Consider the following 25884-nt stretch of genomic DNA (forward strand, 5'->3'; position numbering starts at 1 on the left):
TCTGGTGGGCGCGCCGCCGAGCCGGGCCGCCGAGCCGCCGGGCCGCTGGGCCGCCGGGCCGCTGGGCCGCCGGTGCGGTCAGCGGCCGGTGGTGACGACCATGCGGAACCGGGCCCGGCCGTCGGCCATCCTGGCGACCGCGGCGGCCGTGTCCTCCAGGGGGACTTCCTCGATCCAGGCGCGCACGCCCGAGCGGGTGGCGAAGCGCAGGGTGTCCTGGGTGTCGACGGCGGTGCCGGACGAGTGGGCGTAGACCCTGCGGTCGCCGTTCAGCAGGTCCAACGGGCCGACCGTGAGCGGGTCGGGGGAGGCACCGACGATGACCAGTTCGCCGCGACGGCCGAGGCCGTCGATGGCGGCGGACATCGCGGCGGCGTTGGTGATGGTGGCCAGGACCACCTTGGCCCCGCCGAGGTCCAGCAGGGCCCGGGCGACGTCGACGGCGGTGCTGTCGATGTAGTGCTCGGCGCCGAGCTGGTGCGCCAGCGGCCCCTTCTCCTGCCCGCGGGCGATGGCGACGGTGCGGAAGCCCATCGCCCGGGCGAACTGGACGCCCAGGTGGCCGAGCCCGCCGAGGCCCAGGACGGCGACCGTGTCACCGGGGCGGGCGGCGCTGCGGCGCAGGGCGTTGAAGACGGTGACCCCCGCGCAGGCCAGCGGGGCGGCCTCGGCGGCGGTCAGCTCGTCGGGCACGGCGGCCAGCGCGACGGCCGGGACGACGACGGAGTCGGCGTAGCCGCCGGGGTAGGCGGCGCCGGGGACCTGCAACCGGTCGCAGTGGATGCCGTCGCCCGTGCGGCAGGCGTCGCAGCGCCCGCAGCTGCCGCCGTACCAGCCGACCGCGACCCGGTCGCCGATCCGCCAGTCCGTCACGCCGTCACCGAGGGCGTCGATGCGCCCGGCGATCTCGTGCCCGGGGGTGACGGGGAACGTGGTGCCGGGCAGCAGGCCGGCCGCGATCAGCAGGTCGGAGTGGCAGACGCCGCACGCCTCGACGGTGATCCGGACCGCCCCGGGCCCCGGCTCGCGGACCGGGACCTCGACCAGCTCGGGCGGGGCCTCCGGGGCGGCGACCCGGACGGCGCGCAGCATGCCGCCGGAGGAAGCGGGGACGGTGGCAGTCATCGGGGGGAAGCCTTTCGCTCGGGGACGTACACGGGCCGGTCGCCGGGTGGTTCGGTCACGGGGTGGACCGGTCGCTGGCTGGATGGCGCGACACGGCGACTCCTGCGGGCGGTGGGGCGGTCGGCCCCATCCGAGCAGCCGGGGCCGGACGGGGGCGCGGACGGCGCTGCGGCGCGGCCGGGTTCCACCCGCTCGGCCGAGACGGGGAGCGGTATCGAGGCGGGGGAGCGGGGCCGGCAGCGGGACCGGGAACGGGAACGGCAGCGGCAGCGGAGCCGTGCCCCGAGGGGCGCGCCGGTGAGCACCTGGCGAGGTCGTCGGTGAAGGCGGCGTCGGGGTGGTCGGTCGGGCCGTCGTTGGTGACGGTCACCATGTAGGTGACGGTGTCGCCGGCCCCGGCCCGCTGCCGGTCGGCCTTCTTGGCCAGGGTCAGGTGGTGGCCGCCGAGGTGGGTGCTGCACCTCGGGTCGCGGTCACCGGCCGCCCGGCGGGCGGTTCAGGCGAGCCGGGCGGCGGGAGTCCAGGGCGCTGCCGATCAGCCCGCAGAGCGGGCGTGACCAGCCGGTATACGGTCGACCTCCTCCTGATCCTCCTGATCCTCCTGATCCCCCTGATCCTCCTCGTCGTCCTCGTCGTCCGAGCCGTCGAAGGGCTCCTCGGGCGGGGGCGCGAGCACCATCGGCCATACGCGGGTCGCGATCAGCTCGTCCAGGGGAACGTCCGGGCCGGTGGCGAAGACGGCCGTCCCCTCGGACAGTCGTACGGACGCGTCCGGAGCGGCTGCCGTCCGCGCGCGCAGCAGCACCACGGCCTCCGGGTCGACGGCCGACCGTTCGGTGAAGCCGGCCGGGTCCACCCGGACCGCGAGCAGGGTGCCCGGGTAGACGGCGACGGCGACCTCCAGCCGGCCGCCGTCGCGTATGTGCTCGGCCCAGCCGTCGGTCTGCAACAGGCCGGTCCACCCGTCCATCTCGTGGCAGTAGATGTCGAGTCGGGCTACGGCTCGCTCCCCGGGGGTGCCCTCGGGATCGACGACGAGGACGGCGACGGGCACGTCCGGTTCGTCCGGGTCCAGGCCGGGACGTACGTACAGGCGGGTCATCGGCACCTCCGGGTCGCAGCGGGTCGGGCACCAGTACACACCCCGCCTGTGACAACCCGCCTGTGACAACCCGTCTTCGAGGCCGCGCCTCCGAGACCTCGGCGGTCCGCGCTCAGCGCCGGAGGAGTTCGCAGAAGCGGTCCAGGGCGCGGTCGGTGCGGTGGTGGTCCCCGGTGGTGGTGAGGTCGAAGAGGAGGCCCCGGATGACGGCCATGACCAGCGTGGGGGTGACGGTGTCGTCGGGGCCGGTGGTGATGCCGTGGAGCGTGGCGCCGAGGGTGTCGAACCAGCCGGTGATCGCCTCGGCCCGGTCCGGGTAGTTCTCGGGGCGGGCGAGGCCGTCCGCGTGGACCTCGAAGAACAGCCGGACGAACGGGGCGCGCTCCGGTGCGCTCATCCAGGCCCAGATGGCGCGCAGGTGTTCCTCCGGCGAGGCCGCGCCGGCCGGGAGGTCGTCGGCCAGCCGTGCCGCACCGCGGCGGCGGGCCTCGGCGAGGACGGCGACCACCAGCTCCTGCTTGCTGCCGAAGTCGTAGAGCAGCATCCGCGGGCTGGTGTCGAGGGCCGCGGCCAGCGGGCGCAGGCTCAACCCGGCCAGGCCGTGCGCCAGTACGTAGTCGGTCGCCCGCGCCAGGGTGGCCTCCCGGCGGGCGGGGTCCGGGGGTCGCCCCACGGTGGATCATCCTCTCGGTCCCGGGGATCTGAACGTGCGTCAGTATATGGTACGACTGTTTCAACAATGGGAGGGAGACAGTCATGCACTCGACCGACCGGGCGCTCGTACTGGGCGCCGGAGGTCTCGTTGGCACGGCCTGGACGGCCGGGCTCGCCTCCGGACTGCGCCGAAACGGGGTGGACCTCGGCGAGGCCGATCTGATCGTCGGCACCTCGGCCGGCGCGATCACCGCCGCACTGCTCGCCACCGGCCAGGACCCCGACCGGCTCGCCACCCCGGTGCGCACCCCCGACTCCACCCCTCCCCGGGTGGACGGGCGCCGGCTGGGCGAGGCGTTCGCCGTGCTCGGCGACGCCGCCTCGGACCCGGCCGGGGCGCGGCGACGCGTGGGCCGGATCGCGCTCGCCGCCGAGACCGGCCCCGAACAGGCGCACATCGCCCGGATGCGTGCGACGGTCGGCGCGGACCAGTGGCCGGACCGCCGGCTGCTCATCCCCGTGACGGACGCCGAGACCGGCGAGCAGGAGGTCCTCGACCGCGCGAGCGGCGCGCCACTGCCCTCCGCCGTCGCGGCGAGCACGGCCTTCCCCGGCATCTACCCGCCGATCACCGTCAACGGCCGCCGCTACCTGGACGGCTCCCTCCACTCGGCGACCAACGCCGCACTCGCGACCGGCTCCCGCATGCTGGTCGTGATCGACCCGCAGGCACACCTGTTCCCCCGCGAACTGCTCCGGCGGGAGCTGGCGGCCGCCGCGGCGCACACCGCGGTGACCATCGAGCCCGACCCGGCGGCACTGCGCGCCTTCGGCTCGGACCTGAACGACCGGACGGCCTGGGAACCGGCCTACCAGGCGGGCCTTCGCCAAGCCGCCGACGCCGCGCAGCGGCTGCGCCCCGCCTGGACCACCGGATCCGACCCGGGCTGAGCGGCCGGGCGCGCCGGGCGAGTGCGCGGAGCAGCCCGTCGTCCGGGCCGTCCGTCGTCCGGCGCCGCCGCGACCGTCGGCGAGTGCGCCGGTCGAGGGGCGGCCCCGGGAGGGCCGCCCCTGATGACGGTTCAGGCCACGAGCAGGCGAAGGCCGAGCTCCGCCGCGTCCAGGGCCACGAGGTCGCGGTTGCGCTCGGCCCACCGGCCCGAGGACAGGTCGTCGCGGAGCCGGTCCACGGCCCGCCGCTCGGCCTGCGGCCCGACCCTGGTCCACACCGACACCGCGCGGCGCACCCGGTCGTCCAGGTACGCCTCGGGGCGGCGCCAGTGGGCCTCGAAGAAGCCGTCGGCGCAGTCCCACGGGACGAGTACCGGCTCCGCGCGACCTCCGATCGCCTGGGTCAGATCGGCGAGCGACGGCCAGTCGGCGAGAAGGCCGGCGAATTCGGGCAGGTAGTCGCGGGTGAGCCAGAACCGGTCGAGCCAACCCGTGGTACTGGCGTCGTACGTGAGCACCACCACCCGGCGGGCCACGCGCCGCATCTCACGCAGCCCGGCGACCGGATCCGGCCAGTGGTGGACGGTGCTGACCGCCATCGCGGCATCGAAGGACTGGTCCTCGAACGGGAGGCTCTCCGCACCGGCGGCCACACACGGCGCCGCGCCCGGGGGGCGCAGGGCCCGCATGACCGCCGACGGTTCCACCGCCGTGACCTCCCGGTCCGGGGGCTCGTAGGAGCCCGTGCCGGCCCCGACGTTCAGCACCGTCCGTGCGTCCCCCAGCGCATCCCCGATCCTCGCGGCGATCCGCGGCTCGGTGCGCCGCGTCGCCGGGTACGCGGACCCGATGGCTTCGTACAACTGCGCTCCGAACACCTTCAGTTGTTCCTCCGGCGTCGTCCTGGTCCCCATCGCCCGTGCCTCCAGTTCCCTGTCTATGGCTGTCACCATGGCGCCGGCGCGGTCCCGCTGTTCGACCAGCAGGGCGCGCAGCCGGTGCAGGTGCGCGACCGCGTCGGTGGTCGGGTCGTCCACCAGATCCGCGATCTCGCGCAGTCCGAAGCCCAGCCGCCGGTAGGCGAGTACCTCGCGCAGCCGCTCCACGTCGCCCACCGAGTAGGCCCGGTACCCGGCCCCGGTCCGTGCCGACGCCTGTACGAGGCCGATCTCGTCGTAGTGGTGCAGCGTGCGGACGCTCACGCCGGCCAGCTCGGCCACGCGTCCCACGGTCAGGTGTTCTTCCACGCCACCGACCATGCGGCATGACGCCACGTGAGGGTCAAGCGCGCTGCGCTCTCGGTTCGTCGGAGTCGGGCCGGAGCACCGGCCGGACGGCGGGGCCCGCGGGGCCGGGGACCAGGGGCGCGAGGACGTGCTGGGTCGGGTTGATCCCGTTGTCGTCGCCGCCGTTGCCGCCGTCGTCGTCGTCCGAGTTCACCGAGGCGGTGACCGAGCCCGTCACCGAGGAGGCCAGGCCGAGGATCAGGAACACGACGACCAGGCCCCGCGCGGCACCGCTCAGGACCAGCGGACGGGTCGCCGACACCGGGCCGTCCGGCTCGCTGCCCGGCTCCTCGCCGAACAGGCGCTTGGGGTAGGCGGAGGTGAGCATCAGCAGGTAGGCGGTGTAGCGCATCCGGTAGCGCAGGATCGCGACCGTCGCCTCGTACAGCGGCTGCGGCATCCGGCCCAGGACCAGCACCACCAGCCAGATGACGAACGACACCGTCCACCACCCCGCGTACACCAGGCCCTGCACGATCGACGCCGGGATGACGAGGACGATGCGGAACAGGACGGCGAGCCGGTTCAGCTCCCCCGGCCGCAGCTCGACCCGGACCGGGTACTCGGGGGTGTGGAACCGGAACGGCGGGTAGCGGTCCACGGCGAGCATCAGGTACGCGTCGACCCGGGTCTCGTACGGGACGAACCCGGAGAGGTAGTCCGCCGCGAAGCCGGGCAGTCGGCCGAGCAGCAGCGCGCCGAACCAGCCGATGACGGTGACGAGGAACGCCACCACCGACAGCACCCACAGCACCACGAACTGGGGGACCAGCAGCAGCATGCGCAGCAGGACCGTCCAGCGGTTCTGCGGGCCGGCCGCCGGCATGTCCAGCACCGGGAGCCACTCACGGCTGACGGGGGCTGGGGGTGCCTGCCACATCAGGGCCTCCACGGTCTCGGGACGACGGGCCCGGCGGTCGGGCGCGGCCGGACGTCCTCCGAAGATCGCAGCACCCCGCCCGGCCCGCGCGCCGTGCTGCGCCGGACGGGTCAGCGGGTCGGTGCGCGCGGGTGTCGGGCGCGGCCCGGCCGGGCGTCGGCCGCTGTCCGCTCCGGGCGTCGGCCGGTGGAGAGGTTGCCGGGGAAAGGTCCACAACATCGGATGATCTTGTGCCGGATCAACCTTTTTGATGGCATTTGCTGACGACCCCGGGACCGGCGTGCGCAGCCGGTCGAACCGGGACCGGCGAAGCGGTTCCGTACGAACGCCCTGGTTCCCTGCGCCTCCGTGAACATGCCGAGCACCCGCGCGATCCCGCGGGGCCGGCGGATCCCGTGGGCCCGTACCGTCCCGTGGGCTCGTGCCGTCCCGCCACGAGAGGAAGACCGTGACCCAGCAGCAGCCCCCCGTACCGATCCTGATCAAGAACGTGCGCGTCTTCGACGGTGTGCGCTCCGTGCCGACCCCACCGACGTCGGTGCTCATCCGGGACCGCAGGGTCGCCGCGATCGGCACGGAGAACCCGCCCAAGGGGACCGTCGTCATCGAGGGCGGCGGGCGGGTGCTCATGCCCGGGCTGACCGACGCGCACGTCCACCTCTTCGCGACCGGGAGCTCCTTCGCCACCCTGACCACCGGCGCCACCGGCACGGGCTACTACAACGCGCTCGCCTCGGCCGAGCGGATGCTCATGCGAGGCTTCACCACCGTCCGGGACATGGCCGGCGACGTGGCCTCGCTGCGGCAGGTCCTGGACGCGGGGACGTTCCCCGGCCCGCGCATCTACCCCAGCCAGGCGGCCGTCTCCCAGACCTCCGGCCACGGCGACTTCTCCCACATCTACGAGGACGCGAGCACCTTCTCCTGCGGGGCGCACGCCCGCGCCGAGCAGATCGGCTTCCTACGGGTCGCCGACGGCCGCGACCAGGTGCTCGCGGCTGTGCGCGAGCAGCTGAAGAAGGGGGCCTCCCAGATCAAGGTCATGGCGGGCGGCGGAGTGACCTCCGCCTACGACCCGCTGGACGTCCTGCAGTACACGCTGGACGAGCTCAAGGCCGCGGTCGAGGCCGCCGCGGACTGGGGCACGTACGTGTCCGCACACGTCTTCAACGACGAGGGCATTCGCCGCGCGATCGCCGCCGGGATCAAGTCGATCGAACACGGCCACCTGGTCGCCGGCCCCGAGACCGTCAGACTGATGGCGGACAGCGGGGTGTGGCTGAGCACCCAGCCCTTCCTCGAAAGCGACCACGAGTACCCCAACCCGGAGAACACCGAGAAGAACAAGCAGGTCTGCGAGGGCGTCGCGAACTCCTTCAGGTGGGCGCGGGAGCAGGGCGCGAAGATCGCCTTCGGTACCGACCTGCTGCTCGAACCGGAGAAGGCCGGGCTGCAGAACGAGATGCTGACCCGGCTGTCCACCGTGTTCGGTTTCCAGCCCGCCGAGGCGCTGAGGATCGCCACGTCCGGCAACGCCGAGCTCTTCCGGCTCTCCGGCGAGCGCGATCCCTACAAGGTGGCCCGTCTCGGTCAGATCACCGAAGGCGCCTGGGCCGATGTCCTCCTGGTCGAAGAGGACCCCACCCAGGACCTCACCGTGCTGGGCGATCCGGACAAGAACCTCACCGTGATCATCAAGGACGGCCACATCTACAAGAACCTCCTCGACGGGCTCGGCTGACACGGACGGTCAGGTCGTTCCGCCGCTGCGCCGCCCTTGTGTCGCCCTTGTGCCGCCTCGTCAACCTGCCTTGACGGGGGGTGCGCCCAGCGGGCTCGGCCTGCACGGCAGTTGACGGTGCCACCCCTACCCTTGGGCCATGAAGCAGCACATCGTCACGCTGGTCCTCGGCGGCCTCCTGCTCGGCATCGTCGCGTTCGGCGCCGGCTGGTACGCCTCCAGTGCCCGGGAGACCGCTCCGGCGCCGACCTACATCATGGTCACGCCGGAGCCGGTCGCCACCGCTGCGGCCTCGCCCCCGGCCTCGGTCGTCGGCCGGTAGTAGTAGCAGGAGCAGGAGCAGGAGCAGGAGCAGGAGCAGTAGCGGGCAGCCGAGGGCCGAGGCCTTGGCCTACTGCCGGACCGCCCAGAACCGGTCGGCCATGTCGTCGTACGCGACGCTCCCGGACAGGGCCTCCGGCGGCTCCTTCCAGAGCATCTGCCACTGCCCGTTGCCCGGGTCGTTGTCCACGATCACCTCCAGGCCGCGGGCGGTGTTCACCCAGCTGCTCACCTGGTCGCGGAAGCCGTAGTCCTCGAAGTGGACGGGCGTGTCCTCGTGGAAGAGGTTGAACTGGATCCGGCGCCCACCCCAGTTCCGGTCGGCGTAGAAGCAGTAGTAGGACGGCTCGGTGGTCGGCACGGGGCAGTGCTTCCAGTCCGGCCCCTGGGGCGAGCGGCGGCTGTGGTCGCCGCTCCACGGGGGCGCCTGCGCCTGCCCGGGCAGCGGCAGCACCACCACGGCGCCGTCCGGATAGCTGACCTCGTTGGCCGCGCTCTGCCGACCGCCCCTGCTCGCGGCGAGCTGGGCGTCCACCGCCCGCTGCAACGCCTCGCGCTCGCCGTCCCCCAGGGCCGTGATGACGGCTCTCCGGTCCCCGGCCGGGCTGTGCGCGGAGGCGGCCTGCGCCCCGAGCGGAGCGGCGAGGAGCACCAGGGCCCCGGTCGTGCGGACGAGGAGGCGGCGGATCCGAGAGTGTGTCATATGCCAACGGTAGCTGCGCACTTACCGCCCGTAACCTTGCTTTCCCGATCAGGCGGCGCGCACCCGGCAGCGGCACGCCGGTGCGCGTACGCCCCCTGATCGGGCGAACTTCCAAGCGGCGGCCCTCCCATCGGTCCTCCCGTCGGTCCGACAGCCGTCAGGCCGGGATCACCGCCACCGCAGGCGCGGTCCTGCTCGCGGTGCGGGTCCGCGACGATTTCCGGGGGCTCTGGATGCCCGTCGGCCCTGGCGGGGCCTTCCAGGATGTCTTCCCCGCGCAGGCTGACTGCTGTGAAGTCGCCTCGGTGTACGCGGAGTTCGCACAGCGACGCGGATGGCTCAAGCCCGATCGGGTTCTCGCAGCCGAGGAGTACGAGGCCCTCACAGGCCGAGTCCGGGGGTGGGCCGCGGTTGACCGCACCTGGGCTGACGTGACGGCGGAGTTCGGCTCTCCCTCCGTTCTGTTCGGAGGGAACAATCCCCTGTACGGGAAGACGCTCGGCTACCTCTCGGAGGATCCGCAGCAGCCGATGGTGGTCTTCCACCTGTGGAACGGCAGTGAACCGGGGGCCGAAACGTGGCCGCCCGAGCTTGCACAACCGTTGCTCCTCGCAGTGCGTTTCGGCGGCGGCTCGTTCCTCGGATCGTTGACCTTCACCCCCGAGGGCGAGTGGAGAAAGCCGACGATCGGGGATCCCTGCCGGTCGAGCGCCTGGTCGCCGCCGGCCAGTGGAGCCCGGGCGACCCGTCGGTGTTGATCGTGGCCGACGCCGGCCACGACGTGATGCGGTCGGCCTACCTGCTGCGCGACCTGCCCGTGGAGATCCTGGGACGCCTGCGCTCGGACCGGGTGATGTGGCGCCCGGCACCGACCCGTGCGGAGTTCGCCCTGGCCTGGCAGGCCTGGCAGGCCTGTAGCCGCCGTGTCGGATGGGCCCGCGGCGGGCGGCCTGCGGCGGGTGGCGGTCAGGCCGGGAGGGCTCCGGACGGGTGGCCGTGGGCGCGGCCGCACGCGGTGAGGGCGAGTACGCCGTGCCCTGCCGTCCGGGTGTGGGGCCCCAGTGTCGCGGGGTCGACGGAGAGGCGGGCGGCGATGTCGGAGGCGTCGCAGGTGTCGGGTATTCGCAGTTCCTCCTTCACCCGGAGGTACCGGGCGTGGAAGGCTTCGGGGTCCGAGGGGTCCACACCGTCGAGCGCCCCGGCCGGGAAGCTGTCCTGGTGCGGCAGGAGGTAGCCGTCCTCGGCCGGGTGGCCGGGGCCGTCGTCGCCGTTCCGCTCCGCGTCGTCCGCGTCGTAGTGGCGCACCACCTCGCCGTCCTCGGCGATGCACCAGGCCGTCCAGCCGTCGCCGCAGCTCGTCCCGTACCACTGGGCCGAGCCGAACCGGCGGCTGAGGTCCGCACACCGCTCCCGCACCACCAGGGGGAGGGTCTCGTCCAGTTCGCCCGCGTCGTCCGCGTCCTCGATGCGGTGGGTGTCGGGCGAGGAGTGGCCGAAGACCAGCGTCCAGCCGTCCAGGGCGGGGCTGACGAAGACGCGGGCGCAGGACTCGTGGGGCCGGGTCCGCTGCCAGGAGTGGTGGTCCTGGTTCCAGGCCGCCGCGCCGGTCCGGAGTGTGACGGGCAGGGGGTCGGCGAGGTCGAAGGCCGCCAGGACCGCGTCCTGGTCGGCGGTCGGCACCGCGTACCAGGAGCCGCACAGGTGCATGCCCTCCGGGACCTCCGTCGGCAGCTTGGTCCTGGTCAGCCGGTCCCAGGCGGCCCGGTCCTCGGGTTCGAGGGCGGCCGGCCCGCCGATGGCGGCGAGGGCCTCCAGGGCGCCCGCCCGGATCCGGGGCCCGGGGGCGGGGCCCCGGCGCACCCGGTGCAGGGCGGGGACGGCGGCGGTGCCGATCGCCTTGAAGGCCCGGACCGCCTGCTGCCGGACCTCGGGCTCCGGATCCCCGAACAGGGGGACCAGCCGGTCGACGAACCGTGCCGCCGCCCCGCCCCGGAGCTGGAAGGCGAGGAGCGCGTCGCCCCGGACCGGTGGGTGCGGGTGCTCCAGCAGCGGCAGGTAGACCGCGTGGTCGGCCACCTCCAGCCGCCCCAGCGTCCAGCTGACCCGCCGGGCGACCTCGGGGGAGTCCGCCGCCACGGCCGCCTGGACCAGGGGCAGGAGGGCGGGCTCGCCGATCCGGCGCAGGACGTCCGCCGAGGCCGCCCAGTCGACCGGCGACCGCTCGTCGCAGAGCACGCCGAGCACCGCCGGGACCGCCGCCGCGCTCCGGGCCACGAGTGCGTCGCGGGCCGGCCGGGTGTCGTTGAAGGCGCCGGAGAGCTGGTCCGCCACCATGCGTTCGTCCATGCCGGGCACCCTAGCCAGGACCTGTGACAACCGCCCCGTACTGGCGGTGGGCACGGGGGGAGAGGCAGCGGAGGAGGGCTGGGAGAGGGGCTGGGCGGAGGGCTGGGAGAGGGGGCGGAAAAGGGGGCCGAAAAGAAAGTGCCCGGCCCGCACGACATCCTGGTCCCCCACGTAGTCATGAGGGGTATGCACGGAGATCACAGGACGACGGAACGGGCGGGAACCGAGTGAAGTCAGCACAGGAGGACGCGTACCTGGCATTCGTTGCCGCGAGGGGGAAAGCGCTGTACCGCTCGGCGTACGTCCTCGCCGCCGGTGACACGCACCTCGCCGAGGACCTGGTCCAGGAGACCCTGGGCAAGGTGTACGTGCACTGGAAGAAGGTCGCCCGCGCGGACAACCCGGCGGCCTACGCCCAGACGGTGCTCGTCCGCACCTTCCTCAGCCTGCGGCGCCGGCGCAGCGCCGGCGAGCGCCCGGTCGGGACCATGCCCGACACCGCGGCGTCCGGCCCGGACACCGCGCTGCGCCTCACCCTGCTCGATGCGCTCGGCCAACTGCCGCCCCGCGACCGGGCGGTGCTGCTGCTGCGCTACTGGGAGGACCGCAGCATCGAGGAGACCGCCGGGATGCTCAGGCTGAGCAGCAGCGCTGTCCGATCCCAGGGCACCCGCGCACTCGGCCGGGTGCGTGCGCTGCTCGGCGACAGCCTGTCCGACCTGGTGCCGCACTGAGCACCGGCCGGTCCACGCAGGCCGGTCCACGCAGGCCGTTCCACGCAGGCCGGTCCACGCAGGTCGGCGCGTACAGGCCGGTGTTCACAAGGCCGGGACCAGCGCCACACCCCCACCAGCGACCCATCAGCGACAGTAGAAGGTGACGTCAGCATGCCGTTCGAAGCAGACCTCGCACACGCCCTGGACCGTACGACCGACTCCCTCGAACCCGATCTCACCGCCCTCGCGGCCGGATCCGTCTCACGGGGACGCAGCCGCCGGCGTCGGCGCACCGCAGGCCTCATCGCCGGGGTCGGCGCCTGCGCCGCGATCGCGGCAGGCGGCCTGGCACTCCCCGGACTGCTGAGCGGGGCCTTCCCCTCGGGATCCGACATCGAACCGGCGGCGATGGCGATGCCCCGCACCGCGATCACCGACACCCAGATGATCAAGACCCTCGAATCGACGTTCCCCGGGGGCCGGTTCAGCGAGGAGAAGGGGCAGAGCAACAACCCCTCGGACCCGTCCGGTGGTTACGTCGCCAACGGTTCGCTGCTCCTCGACGACGGGCACGGCGCCTCCCTCGTCGGCGTGTCGGCCGTGCGGCTCAAGCTGCCGCTGAGGGACGGCGACGGGCTGAGCTGCGACCGGACGCCCGCCCGTGCCGCCGGCGACACCTGCAAGGTGAGCGAACTGCCGAGCAGTGACACGCTGCCCGGCGGCGCCGTGGTGATGACCGAGCGGATCGCGGCCCGGCAGCCGGCCGGCCCCGACGTCGCCCGACGCTGGACGGTGACGGTGACGCTGAAGTCGACTGGCGCGCAGCTCCAGATGGTGCAGTGGAACAGCCTCGGCGGCGGCACCAACGGAGACTTCCCGAAGCCGACCCGCGCCGAGCCGCCGCTCTCCGACCAGCAGGCGGTGGCCGCACTCCTCGGCACCACCTGGGCGCCGATCCTGGGCGCCGTCGGCTGACCCGGATTCGCCGGTCGTACGACTTGATCGAACACGCTTTCCTGGCGGAGGAGTTGGCAGTTCAGTCGTAGGAGTGAAGCGATCCTCGGCGCGGTGACGGGCGTGGTACGTTCCGTATCCATCCCATAAGTCGACCCCGGCGGTGCTACCAACACCCCGGGGTCCGGCACCAGGACTCCAAGCTCCCAATGCGAATTCATCGTAGCGCCCACGAGCGCGATTTCACGCTAATTGCCAACACGACACTCCGGGACCGGCGGTTGAGTTACACCGCGCGCGGTCTCCTGGTCGACCTCCTCTCCCGCCCGGACGGCTGGCGCGAGGACGGCCGGCACATGGCGGACAGCAGCCCCCAGGGGCGAGGCGCCATCCGCAAGGCCCTCAAGGAACTGACCCAGGCCGGGTACTACCGCACCGAGAAGATCCGCACCCCGGACGGCAGGATCGTCACCGAGAACCACGTCTACGACACCCCGCAGCCGACCGCGTCGGGTTCGTCGACCGCGTCGACCGCGTCGGGTTCGTCGGGTTCGTCGGGTGGGCCGGGTGCCGCCCGTCCGGGAGCCGGTGAAGCGGACACCGGCTCCGCTGACAGCCAAAAGACGAAGACTAGAAACAAAGAACCCACCCACCCCCCGCGTCCGGCGCCCGCCGAGCCCTCGACGCCCCCCGCCGAACCGCCCGACAGGAAGCCGCCTCCCGAACCGCCCGACGAGCAGACCCGCGAGGCCGTCGCGGTCCTGTTCCGGGTGATCCGGCCGGAGCCACGCCTCCGCCTCGGCGAGGCCGAGGCGAGAAGGCTCGCACCGCTGGTCGTCCCCTGGCTGGAACGCGGCGCCACCGCCGCCGACTTGGCCCAGGCGCTGCTGCCCGGCCTGCCGGACGTCGTCCGGTCCCCGGTCGGCGTCCTTCGCTACCGCCTGCGGGACAAACTGCCGCCCGCCCGCGCCCCGCAACAGCCCCCCGGGCCGCGCGGGCACGCCGAGTGCGCCCAGTGCCACGACCCCGTGCGGCAGCCCGGCATCTGCCGCCCGTGCGCGGGCCTCGGCAGCCCGAAGGCCACGGCGGAGGACGGCCCCGGCGCAGCCGTGGCAGCCGCCGGAGCCGCCCGGGTCCGCGCCGCCCTGCACGCCGCCAAGGCCGCCCTCGCCCCACCCCGCCGACCAGTCGCCCCGAACGTCCGACAACTGCCCTGCGCGGCCTAGATGATCGTTTCCGAGGGGTTCAGGGGGTGTGTCTCACGTGGCAGGTTTCGCGGGCTTCCTGTTTCGTCTTCACCACGCCGACGAAGCCCCGCCTTGCCATCGAAGCTTGACCTCACAACCGCATGGGGTGTCTTGTCCGCGCGGAGTTTGACGGATCGGGGCCGCCGTGGTCCCCGCGGGACAGGATCTCTAAGCCTCGATCGGTGCGGCCGACCTGGCGGCCTGCTCGATCTTCGCGCAGTAGGCCGCACGGGCTTGCTCGTCGATCTGCCCCTCGTGTTCGGGGCGCATGCCGGTCCGGCCGTCGAGGCCCTCGCGCAGGACATCGGCGTGCCCGGCATGCCGGTTGGACTCGCCGAGGACATGGACCATGATGGCGAACAGGTTCGTGTCGGCATGAGGCTCCGGCCACCACGGCACGCGGCCGGGGGCGTCGAGGGGAAGCTCGTTGATCGTCGCGTCCGAGTGTTCCCACGTGCGCCGGTAGAACCCGATGATCTGATCGCGGGTTTCGTCCTCGGTCGCCCACAGATCGCTGCCGTTGTGGTCCTGCCATCGGGGCAGCGGTTCCGGGGAAGGGCGGTCGAAGACCTCGCCGAAGTACCTGGCCTCGACGGTGGCCACGTGTTTGACCAGGCCGAGGAGGTTGGTCCCGGTCGCTGTCAGAGGTCGGCGGGCGTCGTATTCGGACAAGCCGTCGAGTTTCCAGAGCAGCGCCTCGCGGTCCCGCCGCAGTCTCCCGTGCAGGTTGTCCTTCGCGAATGCATCGATCATGCGGCATGAGCCTGCCATGGGCTGTTCGTGGTCTCAAGATCCCGTACGTGGGCCGGCTGCGGGTAGCCGTCGACGATGGCCTCTGCGTCGTCCGGGCCGTCGCTGCGGAGCGCGGCGAGACGCCGTGGCGTGTCGGTGGCGGGCCCCATGGCATGGACGAGCCCGGACCGGTCCACGTTGCCCATGCGATCAGTCATCACGGGGATGCTGCCAGAGCACTCCGACAGACCGGTCTCGGCCAGGGCGGTCCGGTCCGATTGACGTACGCGTCCGACGGGTGTGCGCTAGGTGTACTGACCACGGAGGTTGGTGACGGGGTTCACGGCGTGGTGATCTTGAAATGAGTGAGGGCCTTCTGGCTCGGTGTGGATTGCGACATCTGCACCGACAGCCAGAAAGGCCCTCATGCCACACCGTAACGCACCGCTGACCGAGACCGGACGCCTGCGCCTGGCCCGCTGCGTGGTCGAGGACGGCTGGCCGCTGCGACGAGCCGCCGAACGCTTCCAGGTCTCGCCCACCACGGCCAAGCGCTGGGCCGACCGCTATCGCGCGCTCGGCGAGGCCGGAATGAGCGACCGCTCCTCCAGGCCGCACCACAGCCCGCGCCGCACTCCGACCCGCACCGAGAGGCGGATCCTCAAGGTCCGCCTCCTGCGCCGGTGGGGACCAGCGCGCATCGCCTACCTCCTGCGGTTGAACCCGGCCACCGTTCACCGGGTCCTGACCCGCTACCGGATGGCCCGCCTGGCACACCTGGACCGCGCGACCGGCCGACCCGTGCGCCGCTACGAGCGCTCCACGCCAGGGGAGTTGGTCCATGTCGACATCAAGAAGCTCGGCAACATCCCGGACGGCGGCGGCCACCAGGCCCTCGGACGCCAGGCCGGCCGCAGGAACCGCTCCGGGGCCGGCTACAGCTACCTGCACAACGCCGTCGACGACCACTCCCGCCTCGCCTACAGCGAGATCCTGCCCGACGAGCGCAAGGAGACCGCCACGGCGTTCTGGGCCCGGGCGAACGAGTTCTTCGCCCGGGCCGGGATCACCGTCCAACGCGTACTGACAGACAACGGCGCCTGCTACAAGTCACATGCCTGGCGCGATGCCCTCGCAGCCGAGGGCATCGCGCACAAGCGGACCCGTCCCTACAGGCCGCAGACCAACGGCAAGGTCGAACGCTTCAACCGCACCCTGCTCGACGAGTGGGCCTACGCCAGGCCCTACCGAACCGAGCGGGAACGCCGCGACGCCTACCCCGGCTGGCTCCACACCTACAATCACCACCGCGGACACACCGCACTCGCAGGCAAGCCACCCGCCAGCCGCGTCCCCAACCTCACGGGACAGAACAGCTAGGTTGATGATCATGACCGAGCTCGGAACCGTCACCTGGCCGCCCGCCCCGATCCGGACCGAGCGGCTCGTGCTCCGCGAGCCCGAGGCCCGGGACCGTGCGGCGTTCGTCGAGCTGCTGGCCTCGCCGGAGGTGAACACCTACCTCGGCGGCCCCCGCCCGCGTGACGAGGTCGAGCGCGAGATGCCCGGCACCCCCGTACGGCGCCCCGGCCTCTTCGCCGTCGAGCTCGACGGGGAGGCGATCGGTCAGATCATCCTCACCAAGGACACCGGGCAGCTCCGCCAGGCCGCCGGCCGGGTCAAGCTCGGCTACCTCTTCCTGCCGCAGGCCTGGGGGCACGGGTACGCCGCAGAGGCCTGCGCGGCGGCGCTCGACTGGTTCGCCCGCGCGCTCCCCGGCCAGGCGGTGGTGCTCGCCACCCAGACCGCCAACGCCCGCTCGATGCGCCTCGCCGCGAAGCTGGGGTTCACCGAGGTCGAGCGGTACGAGGCCTACGGTGCCGAGCAGTGGTTCGGCCTGCGGCCCCCGGTCACGCCGGTCCCCCCGGTCACGTCGGTCACCCCGGTCACGTCGGGGCGGGAGGCCGGTCCGGCGGGCGGCGCGTCAGTCCTCGTCGAGCCCTGACAGGGCGTCGGCGACCAGGCGGGTCGCGAAGCTGTGGTCGTTGTTGCCGGTGACCCGGTTGATGTGCTCCGCGAGCAGGACGGCCGTCGCCTCCAGCGGGTTCATCTCGGCATCGGTCCAGGGCCCGTACTGCGCACGCCACAACTGCGGGCTCAGGCCGGTGCCCGCGGCCGTGAGCAGGCCCGCCATGGTCGGGATGACCTCGGGGCGGAACGTCCTCGGCATCATCCGCATCGTGGCCACCAGGCTGGGCACCACGTACTCGACGACGTCCTCCTCCTGGCGTTCGAGGCTCCCCCGCAGCCAGTTCATGAACACGTAGATGAGCGTGCAGGTGCCGTCGAGGAGTTCGTTGAACCCGGAGGCGCCCAGGGACGCGGCGAACTGGTCGATCATCCGCTGGTGTTCGGGATCCGTCCCGGTCTTCCCGTCGTAGACGGCCTTCAGCCGGGAGTCGATCACCATGAGCGCGGCGCTCACGTCGCCGATCGAGGCGTACTGGGGGTCGCAGGGCGATGACACGGGACTCCTCCTCCTGCGGCTACGGCGTGTAGCGCGACACGTTCGCAGGGTAGTGCGTCGAGCGGCCCGCAGTCCGGCGAATGGCAAGGGAGGGGTTGGGGAGGGGGACCGGCCGTGGCACCGGGCCATGCGGACGGGACCGGCGCACCATGAGGACACGACAGGCGCAGCACGAGGACACCGCCGCAGCCGACCCGCGAAGGGAACCGAGGACCGTGAACGAGTACCTGGTCGAGATCACCACCACCGTGCCCGAAGGCACCGCCCCCGAGGAAGCCGACCGCCGCCGCGCCGCCGAAGCCGTACGCGCCCGCGAACTGGCCGCCGCCGGCCACCTCGCCCGGCTCTGGCGCCCCGTCGGGGAACCGCGAAGCATCGGCATCTGGCGCGCCGCCGACGAACACGAACTCCACGAGAAGGTCCTCGGAACGCTGCCGCTGCGCCCCTGGATGACCGTCACCGTGACCGCGCTCGAACCCCACCCCAACGACCCCGGCCGCACGGCCTGAGCCGTCGCTCGGCCGACTGCCGCGAGGAGGAGGACGAACTCGGCCCGGAGCGACCGGACGGCCACCGGCCCGACGCCGGACGGTCGGCCCCCGCCTGGGCGGGGAGGAGTCGGAGGCGCTGATCGGCCGTGCCGTCCTCTACGGCTGATCCCCGCAGGTACGGGGAGGCGGCCCACTCGCCTTCGCCGCTTTCCTTCTGTTCCGGCTGACCCCCGCAGGTGCGGGGAGATGTCCTGGCCGAGCGCTGCCCGGACGCGCCGAACGGCTGATCCCCGCCGGTGCGAGGAGGAGGTTCGCCAGCAGATCCACCGCATGGGTGCCGCGGGCTGATCCCCGCGGGTGCGGGGCGGAGGCTTGCCGGGTTCATCCTGTCACGGTGTCCCGGCAGCGCGGGAGGCGTTCTGACGCACGACGCCCCGGCGGCCGGGGTGGCCGCCGGGGCGAGCGGGCGAGCGGGCAATCGGTGGAGCGGTGGAGCGGTGGAGCGGGGGTGCTGCCGTGGTGCCGTCAGCTCTGGACGGTCGAGGCGGGCACTCCGTACGCCTTGGAGGTGGCTTCGGTGAAGCGCTGCTCCTGCGTGGCCGTCAGCTTGCGGACCATCAGGATGGCGAAGACCGCCGCGGCCAGTTCGAGCAGGTCGGAGGCGGCCAGCCAGACCATGGACTGCTGGTAGGTGTCCGGGTATGCCGCCGTGGTGCTGATGCGGGCGCCGATCCGGCTGACCAGGCCGGACATGAGGAAGGTGCTCCACCAGAGGTTGAGCAGGGTAAGCGGGAGCGGCTGGCGTACGCCGAGCTCGTCGGGGCGGGCGCCGGCCTGCCAGATGTCGGCGGCGATCTGCCGGGGGAACCAGAGGGCGGCGACGGGCACGAACCAGCCGCCGATCGCCCAGCCCCGCTTGTGCCGGTGCCCGTGCGGGTCGAACGTCTCGGCGTTCACCCGGACCCGGTAGAACCAGATGATGAAGGTGACTGCCGAGGCCAGCAGCGTCACCAGGTGGATCGTGCTCGCGTTCTGGTGCAGCTGGTCCGCGTCGGTGAGCGTGGACAGGTCGACCGACTTGGCGTCGGCGACGAGGTCGCCGGCCACCGTGTACAGGCGGAACTCGGAGACGAGCGAGAACACTGTCGCGGCGCCGGTTGCGGCGAGAAGGGCCGTGGCGGCGATGGCGGTGCCTCGCGGCGATTGGTACACGGCGGGCGATGGCATTGGTGAAGGACTCCAGGTATGGACCAGTGTGACGGAGCGCCACCTTAGGGCTCGCCAGTTTGTTCGCACCAGTCCATTTCGCGGATCGGGATCCCGCCGTGATCTCGTCGGCGCCGACATGCGGCATATCCTCCGGAGGCGTCCCATTTACGCACCGTATTCCGGGGCCGTCCACGACCACTCGGCCTGCCCCGCGACCAGCGGACATGCGGATCGGCGGCGAGGTGGAAGGACATCCGCGAAAACAGTCGATCGGTCCTCATCGACCCTTTTTCTCCGGTTTCCGGCTTTCCGGGCCAGGAATTCTGGCACTTCTGCCATTCGCCCCGGCAATGTCTCGCCATCGACAAATCGGCCGTTACCGAACGTGAGAGGTTGCCTTGACGTCCATGTGGCGTGCGGAAGCCACCGGGGCGCCCGGTCAGACCGGGCCCTGTGTGGTCGGGAGGGTGGGGAGGACCGGGAGGACGCTCTCGGCGGCGCCCCGTACCCAGGGATCGTCGCGCAGTCGTCGGAGGGTGAGCAGGGCGCGGGCTTCGGTGTCGAGGTCGGCCTCGCCGGTCCAGGGGGCGCTCTCCGGCGCGCCGGTGCAGGGCAGTCCGGCCGGTTTGGCCCGCAGGGCGAGTTCCAGGAGGACGGCCTCAAGGACGGCCTCTGTCGCCGGGCGGGTGTCGGTGCCGGGCGGGCGCCGGGTGGCTCGAAGTCCGGTGGCGGCGGCGTCGGCCATCGCGGGGGAGACGTATCCGGCCAACTCCCACTGGGCGTCGCGGATCTCGATCGTGCGGCGGTAGAGCTTGCGCTCGATCCCCCGGACGTCGAGGACTTCCGCCAGGGGCGAGCGCGCGCGGCCCAGGACGTGTCCGGGTGCGGCCCGGTCGAGCAGGGCCCACAGCGGGCGGAGGCGGTGGTAGCGGACGAGGCGGCGCAGGAACACCGCGCTGCGGTAGGCGGCGGGGATGAGCAGGCCGGACCCGAACAGGGCCAGCGCGGATTCCAGCAGCAGGACCGGGACGGTGCCCAGGTACGGGCCGCTCAACGGGTAGGGCAGGGCGAAGCCGTGCGCGAGCAGGTACCAGCACCGCACCGCCACGTAGGCCAGGCCGGTCGCGCAGCCGCCCACGATCAGCCGCAGCGCGCCGCGGTGCAACCGGGTGCCGGCCGTGCGCACCCGTGGCCGCACCAGGGAGCCGGCGACCGCCAGGCCGGTCGCCAGGCACGCCTGGTAGAGCAGTTCGTAGGTGACGACGAGTGGCGAGGAGGCCTGCCAGCAGCCGAAGTCGGGGTGGTCGAGCTCGCGCGGCACCGGGACGAACAGCGCGGTCAGGCTGAACGCGCCGACAGCGAGCAGCAGTTGGGCCGCCCGCAGCCCGCGCCGGGTCGGGGCGCCGGCTCCGGTCAGCGCGGCGGCCAGTTCCAGGACGGCGGCCACGCCCGCCACGCCCAGGAGGTGGCCGGCCAGGATGGAGCCGTCGGGGATGCCGGTGGCCGCGTCCAGCGAGCGCCGCATGCCGTAGCCGCTGAGGGTCGCTGCGCCGCTGACGGACAGGAGCAGGAGCGCGGCCGGCCGGCGGCGCGGTGAGCGGCTGAAGCGGGCTACGGCCGGCAGGGCGGTCAGCCACAGGCCGGCGAGGATGGCCGGCCACACCGGGTCGGGCTGGGCGTCGATGGAACCGGTGAGGTCAGAGCAGATCATCGAGGTCGCCGAGGGGGCTGGGGCTGGTGCCGGGCCAGCCCGCGCGTTCGAGGATGAGTGCGGCCATGAGTTCGGCTTCTTCTTCCTGGGGGGTCGAGTAGCCTCCGCGGGCCAGGACGCGTCCGACCATGGCGGGATCGAGCAGGGAGAACATCGGGGCGGCCTCCGCGCCGCCGAGTCCGGTGTGCTCGCAGAGCATGTGGCCGAGTTCGTGCAGGACGATGTTCTGCCGGTGCAGTGCGCTGGTCCCGTGGGCGTGGAAGACGTAGTCGACCGTCGGGGTCGCGATCCACATGCCGCAGGGTTGGCCCGGTCCTGGCGGCCCGGGCAGGGGCAGCAGGTGCAGTGGTCGGCCGCGGTCCTGTGCCAGTTGCTCGCACAGGGCGTCGACGCTGAACGGGCGGGGGATGTCGAGGCCGGTGAGCCGGGCGCGCAGGTGCCGCACGCGTCGCCGTCCCTGTCCCATGGACGCCCCCCGATGCCGTCGCCGTCAGGCTATCGACATCCGGGCGTCCTGTCCGCCGGTCGGGGGATCGGGCCGGGCCCGGGGCGAGGGGCAGGGCGTGGGGCAGGGCGCGCGGCAGGGCCGGGATCAGGCCGGGCCGGCGGTGCCGGGCGGGGCGGTGTGGTCGTCGGGCAGCCCCTCCAGCGACCGGGCGTGCTCGACCATGGCCTGGATGGCGGCGAGGCCGGTCGGCGAGAGGCCCGCCGCCCGGAGCGCGATGGTCCGCACCGGTGCGTCCCGCAGTGCGGCGAGGAGTTGCAGCTGTGCGTCGATCGCGGCGGTGTTCTCGTCGAGGAAGTAGGACGCGGGGACGCCGAAGAACTTCGCGAGCCCTTCGAGGTGGCGCATGGTCGGGTTGTCGCGGATGCCCTTGCGCAGCTGCCACACGTAGGTGTGGGAGATCGTCGTGCCGCTCTCGCGGATGGCGGTGGCGACTTCCTCGTAGGTGTACTCGTCCCGGCCGGCCGGGTGCACGGTACGAAAGAGCCGGTCGAGCCGGTCGGCCAGCGAAGCGGGACCTGCCTGCTGCTCGGACACGGTGCACCTCCATGACGTTCTCGCTGGTCAAGTGTAGTTGACGAATGTCCTGCCCTCTGCGGCGGTTGACAGACCATCAGGTCGCTATAAACTCAGATTTATGAGACGGGCTGAAGCCATCAACTGAGGCTGTTCGTACGAGAGATGGGCCAGCCCGCCCCTGTCGGACAGAGGCCGCGGCGCGACGCCGCGGCCTCCGGGAACCGTCAACGGAGGGGAACACCATGAGGAACATCGTCAAGCCCGCACTGGCACTCGCCGCACTGGCACTGGCCACGGCCACCACCGTCGCCGCACCCGCGGCATCCGCCGCCGAGCAGAAGCCGGCAGCCGCCCCCGCAGCCGCGGCCGGCCGGACGCACACGGACGCCACCGCGAACCTCGACGGCGTCGGAGTCGGGACGCAGCTGATCCCCAGCCTCGACTCCGCCTGGGTGCACTTCCTGCCGACCTACGACTCCGAGCACCTGGTCGTCAACCGGGGACACGACATCGCCACCGTGTGCTGGGTGAGCCGCGGCGGGGAGATCTGGGACCTCGTCCTCGACCACAACCTCACCTACGCCGGCTACACCCTGGAGAGCTACCTGACCAACCCGTCCACGACCTGGTGCGGCTCCGTCGGCACCGCGGGAACCGTCACCACCCAGACGTGGGTGCACCTGTACCCGCGAGCCGACTGGGGCTACATGGTCGCGAACCCCGGCGACTCCGTCGCGCCCATGTGCAGCGTGAGCCGGATCGACACGGACGGGCAGTGGCACGTCTTCGACCTCGTCGTCGACCGCACCAACCAGATCGCCGGCTTCGCCTGGGACTCCGTGGTCACCGCACCCACCCCGGCCGCCTGCTGACCGCACGACACCGGTGGCGCCCGGGCCTCCCGGGCGCCACCACCCGGGCCGGCCGGCTCCCGCTGATCGGTGGGGAGGGGAGCGGGGGCCTCAGGTCAGTTCGCGGGACTGGGGCCGGTCGGGGGTCGGGGTGGCGGTCATGTCCAGCAGCAGCATGGCGTCGTGGTCGGGGGTGGCGGGCTCGGCGGTGTAGATGCCCATGCGCCGGCCGGGGGTGCCCTCCAGTTGCAGGCCCTGGAAGCCGAGGGTGATCGTGCCCACGTGGGGGTGCCGGAAGGTCTTGGTGGCGTTCCTGCGGCCGGTGACCTCGTAGCGGTCCCACAGCCTGGCGAAGTCGGGGCTCTTGAGGAGCAGTTCGCCGACGAGGGCGGCCAGGTCGGGGGCGTCCGGGTCGGTGCCGGCCAGGGCGCGCAGGCGGGCGACGCAGCCGCGGATCTGGTTGTCCCAGTTGGGGAAGAGCTCGCGGGCGGCGGGGTGGAGGAAGAGGTAGCGGCCGATGTTGCGCCGGGTGGCGGGCCATTCCTCCATGCCCGCGTACAGGGCCAGGCCGCCGGGGTTGGTGGCCAGGACGTCCATGGCGCGGCTGACGACGTAGGCGGGGCTGGGCCGCAGGGTTTCGAGGATCAGCTTCAGGTGCGGGGGCACGGTCCGGCTGGGCGGCGGGGCCGGCTCGGGTGCGTAGCGGGCGGCCCGGACGGCGAGTTCGCGCAGGTGGTGGTGCTGGTCGTCGTCGAGCCGGAGGGCGCGGGCGAGGGCGTCGACGACGCCGGGGCCGGGGCGGGTCTCCTTGCCGCGTTCCAGGCGGGTGTAGTAGTCGATGCTGACCCCGGCGAGGGTGGCGAGCTCCTCACGGCGCAGTCCCGGGGTGCGGCGGGTGCCGGGGCCGGGGGTGAGGCCGACGGAGGCCGGGCTGGTCTGGGTGCGCCGGGCGCGCAGGAAGCGGGCCAGCTCGGTGCCGCTGGAGGTGTCGGGGGCCATGGGCCCAGTGTCTCGCGGCGGCCGCGCTGCCGGCAGGCCGTAGGGGGGCCCTGTCGCACCCCGGCAAATCCCGGCCTGCCTGACGCGCGGGAGCAGGAGCAGGGTGGATGACGTCAACGGCGGCCCGCCCCTCGGGCTCCGCCGGGGCCGGGCGGGCACCGCGTGCCGCCGTCCGGCCTCCCGATCGCCACCATCTGCACCTGAGGAGCCGCGCTCATGCGAGCCACCCTGCTGTACGGAGCCGACGACGTCCGTGTCGAGGACGTCGCCGACCCCGGGATCCGGAACCCCAGCGACGCGGTCGTCCGGATCGTGCTGTCCTGCATCTGCGGCAGCGACCTGTGGCCGTACAAGTCGCTGCCGCCCACCGACCACCCCCGCCAGATGGGGCACGAGTTCCTGGGCGTCGTCGAGGACACCGGTGCCGGAGTGCGCGGGATCAGGCCCGGCGACGTGGTCGTGGCCCCGTTCGTCTACGCCGACAACACCTGCGAGTACTGCCGCGAAGGACTGCAGACCTCCTGCGTCCACGGCGGGCGGTGGGGCCTGGACGGCGTCGACGGCGGCCAGGGCCAGGCCGTCCGCGTCCCCCACGCCGACGGCACCCTGGTCAGGCTGCCGGTCGGCGAGGACTCCGAGCTGCTTCCCGACCTGCTGACCCTGTCCGACATCCTCTGCACCGGCTACCACGCCGCCCGCACCGCGGGCGTGCGGCGCGGCGACAGCGTCACCGTCGTCGGCGACGGCGCCGTCGGCCTGGCCGCGGTGATCTCCGCCAAGCTGCTCGGCGCCGAGCAGATCATCCTGATGGGCCGCCACCGGGTACGCACCGACCTGGGCCGCGCCTTCGGCGCCACCGACGTGGTCGCCGACCGCGGCGAGGAGGGCATCGCCCGGGTCCGCGAGCTGACCGGCGGCCAGGGCACCCGGCGGGTCCTGGAGTGCGTGGGGCTGACGGACGCGCTCGTGCAGAGCTTCGGCGCGGTCCGCGCCGGCGGCACGATCAGCCGCGTCGGCGCGCCGCAGTCCGCCGACGTCCCCTTCGGGTTCGCCGACTTCCTGCGCAACATCACCCTGACCGGCGGCGTCGCCCCGGCCCGCGCCTACATCGAGGAGCTGATGCCGTACATCCTCGACGGGTCGATCACCCCGGGCCGGGTCTTCGACCGCACCATGGGCCTGGAGGACATCGCCGACGGCTACCGGGCGATGAACGACCGGCAGGCCCTGAAGGTCCTGATCCGGCCCTGACGGCCTGCCGGAAGGCCCCGAACCACCCCCGCACGTGCGGGGAGGAGTTCCTCCCGCCGTGGCACCCCGTGCCCTGGGGTGCCACGGCGGGGACGGCCGCCGCCTGCGCGGACGGGCACTGCCCGTGCCGGGCCCGGCGCCTACCGGGTCGGCGCCGGGCCCGCCGGTTGGCGGGGGACGCCGTGGAACACCTGCTGCTCGTGCCACCTCCGGTGGTGGGCCGCGACCGGCGGGCGGCCCGGCTGCGGGCCTATGACGGGGCGGTCGGCGAGGTCGAGCACGTGGCGGCGGCTGGCCTCGCTGCGCCCGACGAAGCGGTCGGAGACGAGGATGCGGTGGTTCTGCGCCAGGCCCAGGACGCCCTTGTCGAAGAGCTTGTGGTGCAGTGAGCAGAGGCACAGGCCGTTGTCGACCTCGTCCGGCCCGTCGTGCGACCACCAGCGGACGTGCGCGGCCTCCAGCCCGACCGTGCTCGCGCCGAGGGTGCCGTCGTAGCCGCAGAAGGCGCACTGGAACTCGTAGGCGGTGAGGACGAGTTCACGCATCCGCCGGTCCCGCTGCCGGCGGGCCGCGGCGTCGGCCCCGGGTACGGCGCCGGTCTCGGCCTGCTCCAGGTCGAGGCCGACGGCTTCGCAGAGGTCGGCGTGCAGCGAGGTCGGGAAGTGGGTGTCCAGCAGGACCCTGGCCATCCGGCCGAGCAGCGGCGGCTCCTCGCCGAGTGCGGCCCGCAGCCCGGGAGCGAGCCTGCCGGTGGCTCCGCTGGACCGGAGGACGCCGATGCCGCTGCCGGGGCTTCCGGGGCCCCGGTCGGTCCTGACCTCCCACACGCCGTCGCTGACCAGGTGGTGGAACGGGTAGGCGGGCGTGGTCGGGTGGGACGGACCGTACTCGGCGAGCAGGCGCTTCAGCTCCGCTTCGACCGCGCTGTAGCGCAGTTCGCCGTCGGCGTCCTGCTGGTAGCTGCCGAGGGCGTACAGCAGCAGCAGGGGCTTGTGCGGAGCCCGGACGCCGTTGTTCGTCCAGCGCCTCAGCTTCGCCACCCGATCGAGCCAGTCCATGGCCG

The 25884-nt window shown here is 73.0% G+C and carries 29 protein-coding genes and 1 pseudogene; 13 read left to right on the forward strand and 17 right to left on the reverse strand.

The window, feature by feature from the left end; all coding sequences use genetic code 11:
- Positions 1-78 precede the first annotated feature (78 nt).
- From ACFQ6N_RS00875 to ACFQ6N_RS00890, 4 genes are all read right to left on the reverse strand, one after another.
- Positions 79-1125 (reverse strand): alcohol dehydrogenase catalytic domain-containing protein, encoded by a 1047-nt coding sequence (locus ACFQ6N_RS00875; RefSeq protein WP_380645976.1) that lies wholly within the window; start codon positions 1123-1125, stop codon positions 79-81.
- A gap of 55 nt (positions 1126-1180) precedes the next feature.
- Positions 1181-1558: a hypothetical protein gene (locus ACFQ6N_RS00880; RefSeq protein WP_380646146.1), complete on the reverse strand. Its 378-nt coding sequence runs from the start codon at positions 1556-1558 to the stop codon at positions 1181-1183.
- A gap of 102 nt (positions 1559-1660) precedes the next feature.
- Positions 1661-2227 (reverse strand): hypothetical protein, encoded by a 567-nt coding sequence (locus ACFQ6N_RS00885; protein WP_380645977.1) that lies wholly within the window; start codon positions 2225-2227, stop codon positions 1661-1663.
- A 112-nt stretch (positions 2228-2339) separates the two neighbouring features.
- A complete protein-coding gene (locus tag ACFQ6N_RS00890; protein WP_380645978.1) occupies positions 2340-2900 on the reverse strand; it encodes a TetR/AcrR family transcriptional regulator in 561 nt (186 codons plus the stop codon).
- Between the two features lie 83 nt (positions 2901-2983).
- Here ACFQ6N_RS00890 and ACFQ6N_RS00895 point away from each other — a divergent pair, with 83 nt between their 5' ends.
- Positions 2984-3832, forward strand: a complete 849-nt coding sequence (locus tag ACFQ6N_RS00895) for a patatin-like phospholipase family protein (RefSeq protein WP_380645979.1) — start codon at positions 2984-2986, stop codon at positions 3830-3832.
- 131 nt (positions 3833-3963) lie between these two features.
- Here ACFQ6N_RS00895 and ACFQ6N_RS00900 read toward each other — a convergent pair whose 3' ends face one another.
- Positions 3964-5091, reverse strand: a complete 1128-nt coding sequence (locus ACFQ6N_RS00900) for a methyltransferase domain-containing protein (RefSeq protein WP_380645980.1) — start codon at positions 5089-5091, stop codon at positions 3964-3966.
- A gap of 22 nt (positions 5092-5113) precedes the next feature.
- Complete coding sequence (locus tag ACFQ6N_RS00905; RefSeq protein ID WP_380645981.1) at positions 5114-5998, reverse strand: DUF4389 domain-containing protein; 885 nt, start codon at positions 5996-5998, stop codon at positions 5114-5116.
- A 448-nt stretch (positions 5999-6446) separates the two neighbouring features.
- Here ACFQ6N_RS00905 and ACFQ6N_RS00910 point away from each other — a divergent pair, with 448 nt between their 5' ends.
- The gene (locus tag ACFQ6N_RS00910; RefSeq protein WP_380645982.1) at positions 6447-7739 is read left to right on the forward strand and encodes an amidohydrolase family protein; all 1293 of its coding nucleotides are present in this window, start codon (positions 6447-6449) and stop codon (positions 7737-7739) included.
- Between the two features lie 139 nt (positions 7740-7878).
- On the forward strand, positions 7879-8061 hold the full coding sequence (locus tag ACFQ6N_RS00915) for a hypothetical protein (protein ID WP_380645983.1): 183 nt from the start codon (positions 7879-7881) through the stop codon (positions 8059-8061).
- A 69-nt stretch (positions 8062-8130) separates the two neighbouring features.
- Here the strand turns inward: ACFQ6N_RS00915 and ACFQ6N_RS00920 are convergent, their stop codons facing one another.
- On the reverse strand, positions 8131-8763 hold the full coding sequence (locus tag ACFQ6N_RS00920) for a peptidase inhibitor family I36 protein (RefSeq protein ID WP_380645984.1): 633 nt from the start codon (positions 8761-8763) through the stop codon (positions 8131-8133).
- Positions 8764-9068: 305 nt separating this feature from the next.
- Between ACFQ6N_RS00920 and ACFQ6N_RS00925 the strand changes: the two genes are divergently transcribed.
- Both ACFQ6N_RS00925 and ACFQ6N_RS00930 read left to right on the forward strand, forming a co-directional pair.
- The gene (locus ACFQ6N_RS00925; RefSeq protein WP_380646152.1) at positions 9069-9521 is read left to right on the forward strand and encodes a hypothetical protein; all 453 of its coding nucleotides are present in this window, start codon (positions 9069-9071) and stop codon (positions 9519-9521) included.
- 2 nt (positions 9522-9523) lie between these two features.
- A pseudogene (locus tag ACFQ6N_RS00930) lies at positions 9524-9580 on the forward strand (hypothetical protein); the annotation flags it as partial.
- A 149-nt stretch (positions 9581-9729) separates the two neighbouring features.
- On the opposite strand, the gene ACFQ6N_RS00935 reads toward ACFQ6N_RS00930, so the two are convergent.
- On the reverse strand, positions 9730-11109 hold the full coding sequence (locus ACFQ6N_RS00935; protein WP_380645985.1) for a HEAT repeat domain-containing protein: 1380 nt from the start codon (positions 11107-11109) through the stop codon (positions 9730-9732).
- Positions 11110-11336: 227 nt separating this feature from the next.
- Here ACFQ6N_RS00935 and ACFQ6N_RS00940 point away from each other — a divergent pair, with 227 nt between their 5' ends.
- From ACFQ6N_RS00940 to ACFQ6N_RS00950, 3 genes are all read left to right on the forward strand, one after another.
- Positions 11337-11843 (forward strand): SigE family RNA polymerase sigma factor, encoded by a 507-nt coding sequence (locus ACFQ6N_RS00940; protein WP_380645986.1) that lies wholly within the window; start codon positions 11337-11339, stop codon positions 11841-11843.
- A gap of 153 nt (positions 11844-11996) precedes the next feature.
- On the forward strand, positions 11997-12800 hold the full coding sequence (locus tag ACFQ6N_RS00945; protein ID WP_380645987.1) for a hypothetical protein: 804 nt from the start codon (positions 11997-11999) through the stop codon (positions 12798-12800).
- 260 nt (positions 12801-13060) lie between these two features.
- Complete coding sequence (locus ACFQ6N_RS00950) at positions 13061-14005, forward strand: hypothetical protein (RefSeq protein WP_380645988.1); 945 nt, start codon at positions 13061-13063, stop codon at positions 14003-14005.
- 189 nt (positions 14006-14194) lie between these two features.
- Here ACFQ6N_RS00950 and ACFQ6N_RS00955 read toward each other — a convergent pair whose 3' ends face one another.
- The gene (locus ACFQ6N_RS00955; RefSeq protein ID WP_380645989.1) at positions 14195-14779 is read right to left on the reverse strand and encodes a DinB family protein; all 585 of its coding nucleotides are present in this window, start codon (positions 14777-14779) and stop codon (positions 14195-14197) included.
- Positions 14776-14976, reverse strand: a complete 201-nt coding sequence (locus ACFQ6N_RS00960) for a hypothetical protein (RefSeq protein ID WP_380645990.1) — start codon at positions 14974-14976, stop codon at positions 14776-14778. Before ACFQ6N_RS00960 ends, ACFQ6N_RS00955 begins: the two co-directional genes overlap by 4 nt.
- Before the next feature lie 208 nt (positions 14977-15184).
- Between ACFQ6N_RS00960 and ACFQ6N_RS00965 the strand changes: the two genes are divergently transcribed.
- Both ACFQ6N_RS00965 and ACFQ6N_RS00970 read left to right on the forward strand, forming a co-directional pair.
- The gene (locus ACFQ6N_RS00965) at positions 15185-16138 is read left to right on the forward strand and encodes an IS481 family transposase (RefSeq protein ID WP_380645991.1); all 954 of its coding nucleotides are present in this window, start codon (positions 15185-15187) and stop codon (positions 16136-16138) included.
- Positions 16139-16148: 10 nt separating this feature from the next.
- A complete protein-coding gene (locus ACFQ6N_RS00970) occupies positions 16149-16763 on the forward strand; it encodes a GNAT family N-acetyltransferase (protein WP_380645992.1) in 615 nt (204 codons plus the stop codon).
- On the opposite strand, the gene ACFQ6N_RS00975 is transcribed toward ACFQ6N_RS00970, so the two are convergent.
- Positions 16743-17285, reverse strand: coding sequence for a hypothetical protein (locus tag ACFQ6N_RS00975; RefSeq protein ID WP_380645993.1), 543 nt, complete (start codon positions 17283-17285; stop codon positions 16743-16745). The genes ACFQ6N_RS00970 and ACFQ6N_RS00975 overlap by 21 nt on opposite strands.
- A 215-nt stretch (positions 17286-17500) precedes the next feature.
- Here ACFQ6N_RS00975 and ACFQ6N_RS00980 point away from each other — a divergent pair, with 215 nt between their 5' ends.
- The gene (locus ACFQ6N_RS00980; protein ID WP_380646147.1) at positions 17501-17794 is read left to right on the forward strand and encodes a muconolactone Delta-isomerase family protein; all 294 of its coding nucleotides are present in this window, start codon (positions 17501-17503) and stop codon (positions 17792-17794) included.
- A gap of 507 nt (positions 17795-18301) precedes the next feature.
- Here ACFQ6N_RS00980 and ACFQ6N_RS00985 read toward each other — a convergent pair.
- The 4 genes from ACFQ6N_RS00985 to ACFQ6N_RS01000 all read right to left on the reverse strand — a co-directional run bounded on the left by ACFQ6N_RS00985 (position 18302) and on the right by ACFQ6N_RS01000 (position 21738).
- On the reverse strand, positions 18302-18988 hold the full coding sequence (locus ACFQ6N_RS00985) for a DUF4328 domain-containing protein (RefSeq protein ID WP_380645994.1): 687 nt from the start codon (positions 18986-18988) through the stop codon (positions 18302-18304).
- A 436-nt stretch (positions 18989-19424) separates the two neighbouring features.
- Positions 19425-20696 (reverse strand): MAB_1171c family putative transporter, encoded by a 1272-nt coding sequence (locus tag ACFQ6N_RS00990; RefSeq protein WP_380645995.1) that lies wholly within the window; start codon positions 20694-20696, stop codon positions 19425-19427.
- Complete coding sequence (locus ACFQ6N_RS00995) at positions 20683-21141, reverse strand: hypothetical protein (RefSeq protein WP_380645996.1); 459 nt, start codon at positions 21139-21141, stop codon at positions 20683-20685. The genes ACFQ6N_RS00990 and ACFQ6N_RS00995 overlap by 14 nt, the downstream gene beginning before the upstream one ends.
- A 147-nt stretch (positions 21142-21288) precedes the next feature.
- Positions 21289-21738, reverse strand: coding sequence for an XRE family transcriptional regulator (locus tag ACFQ6N_RS01000; RefSeq protein ID WP_380645997.1), 450 nt, complete (start codon positions 21736-21738; stop codon positions 21289-21291).
- Positions 21739-21962: 224 nt separating this feature from the next.
- On the opposite strand from ACFQ6N_RS01000, the gene ACFQ6N_RS01005 reads away from it, so the two are divergent.
- Positions 21963-22592: a hypothetical protein gene (locus ACFQ6N_RS01005; protein ID WP_380645998.1), complete on the forward strand. Its 630-nt coding sequence runs from the start codon at positions 21963-21965 to the stop codon at positions 22590-22592.
- 90 nt (positions 22593-22682) lie between these two features.
- Here the strand turns inward: ACFQ6N_RS01005 and ACFQ6N_RS01010 are convergent, their stop codons facing one another.
- A complete protein-coding gene (locus ACFQ6N_RS01010; RefSeq protein ID WP_380645999.1) occupies positions 22683-23570 on the reverse strand; it encodes a helix-turn-helix transcriptional regulator in 888 nt (295 codons plus the stop codon).
- 216 nt (positions 23571-23786) lie between these two features.
- On the opposite strand from ACFQ6N_RS01010, the gene ACFQ6N_RS01015 reads away from it, so the two are divergent.
- Positions 23787-24821 (forward strand): zinc-binding dehydrogenase, encoded by a 1035-nt coding sequence (locus tag ACFQ6N_RS01015; RefSeq protein ID WP_380646000.1) that lies wholly within the window; start codon positions 23787-23789, stop codon positions 24819-24821.
- Positions 24822-24961: 140 nt separating this feature from the next.
- Here ACFQ6N_RS01015 and ACFQ6N_RS01020 read toward each other — a convergent pair whose 3' ends face one another.
- Positions 24962-25879, reverse strand: a complete 918-nt coding sequence (locus tag ACFQ6N_RS01020; protein WP_380646001.1) for a phosphorothioated DNA-binding restriction endonuclease — start codon at positions 25877-25879, stop codon at positions 24962-24964.
- Positions 25880-25884 lie beyond the last annotated feature (5 nt).

This window comes from Kitasatospora sp. NPDC056446 (assembly GCF_042796115.1).
Classification (GTDB): Bacteria; Actinomycetota; Actinomycetes; order Streptomycetales; family Streptomycetaceae; genus Kitasatospora.

Excerpts from the sequence above, each read along its gene's own strand:
- ACFQ6N_RS00875 (WP_380645976.1), bottom strand. The coding sequence starts at position 1,125 with ATGACTGCCACCGTCCCCGCTTCCTCCGGCGGCATGCTGCGCGCCGTC.
- ACFQ6N_RS00885 (WP_380645977.1), bottom strand. The coding sequence starts at position 2,227 with ATGACCCGCCTGTACGTACGTCCCGGCCTGGACCCGGACGAACCGGAC.
- ACFQ6N_RS00895 (WP_380645979.1), top strand. The coding sequence starts at position 2,984 with ATGCACTCGACCGACCGGGCGCTCGTACTGGGCGCCGGAGGTCTCGTT.
- ACFQ6N_RS00900 (WP_380645980.1), bottom strand. The coding sequence starts at position 5,091 with ATGGTCGGTGGCGTGGAAGAACACCTGACCGTGGGACGCGTGGCCGAG.
- ACFQ6N_RS00905 (WP_380645981.1), bottom strand. The coding sequence starts at position 5,998 with ATGTGGCAGGCACCCCCAGCCCCCGTCAGCCGTGAGTGGCTCCCGGTG.
- ACFQ6N_RS00915 (WP_380645983.1), top strand. The coding sequence starts at position 7,879 with ATGAAGCAGCACATCGTCACGCTGGTCCTCGGCGGCCTCCTGCTCGGC.
- ACFQ6N_RS00920 (WP_380645984.1), bottom strand. The coding sequence starts at position 8,763 with ATGACACACTCTCGGATCCGCCGCCTCCTCGTCCGCACGACCGGGGCC.
- ACFQ6N_RS00935 (WP_380645985.1), bottom strand. The coding sequence starts at position 11,109 with ATGGACGAACGCATGGTGGCGGACCAGCTCTCCGGCGCCTTCAACGAC.
- ACFQ6N_RS00945 (WP_380645987.1), top strand. The coding sequence starts at position 11,997 with ATGCCGTTCGAAGCAGACCTCGCACACGCCCTGGACCGTACGACCGAC.
- ACFQ6N_RS00955 (WP_380645989.1), bottom strand. The coding sequence starts at position 14,779 with ATGATCGATGCATTCGCGAAGGACAACCTGCACGGGAGACTGCGGCGG.
- ACFQ6N_RS00960 (WP_380645990.1), bottom strand. The coding sequence starts at position 14,976 with ATGACTGATCGCATGGGCAACGTGGACCGGTCCGGGCTCGTCCATGCC.
- ACFQ6N_RS00965 (WP_380645991.1), top strand. The coding sequence starts at position 15,185 with ATGCCACACCGTAACGCACCGCTGACCGAGACCGGACGCCTGCGCCTG.
- ACFQ6N_RS00970 (WP_380645992.1), top strand. The coding sequence starts at position 16,149 with ATGACCGAGCTCGGAACCGTCACCTGGCCGCCCGCCCCGATCCGGACC.
- ACFQ6N_RS00990 (WP_380645995.1), bottom strand. The coding sequence starts at position 20,696 with ATGATCTGCTCTGACCTCACCGGTTCCATCGACGCCCAGCCCGACCCG.
- ACFQ6N_RS01005 (WP_380645998.1), top strand. The coding sequence starts at position 21,963 with ATGAGGAACATCGTCAAGCCCGCACTGGCACTCGCCGCACTGGCACTG.
- ACFQ6N_RS01010 (WP_380645999.1), bottom strand. The coding sequence starts at position 23,570 with ATGGCCCCCGACACCTCCAGCGGCACCGAGCTGGCCCGCTTCCTGCGC.
- ACFQ6N_RS01015 (WP_380646000.1), top strand. The coding sequence starts at position 23,787 with ATGCGAGCCACCCTGCTGTACGGAGCCGACGACGTCCGTGTCGAGGAC.
- ACFQ6N_RS01020 (WP_380646001.1), bottom strand. The coding sequence starts at position 25,879 with ATGGACTGGCTCGATCGGGTGGCGAAGCTGAGGCGCTGGACGAACAAC.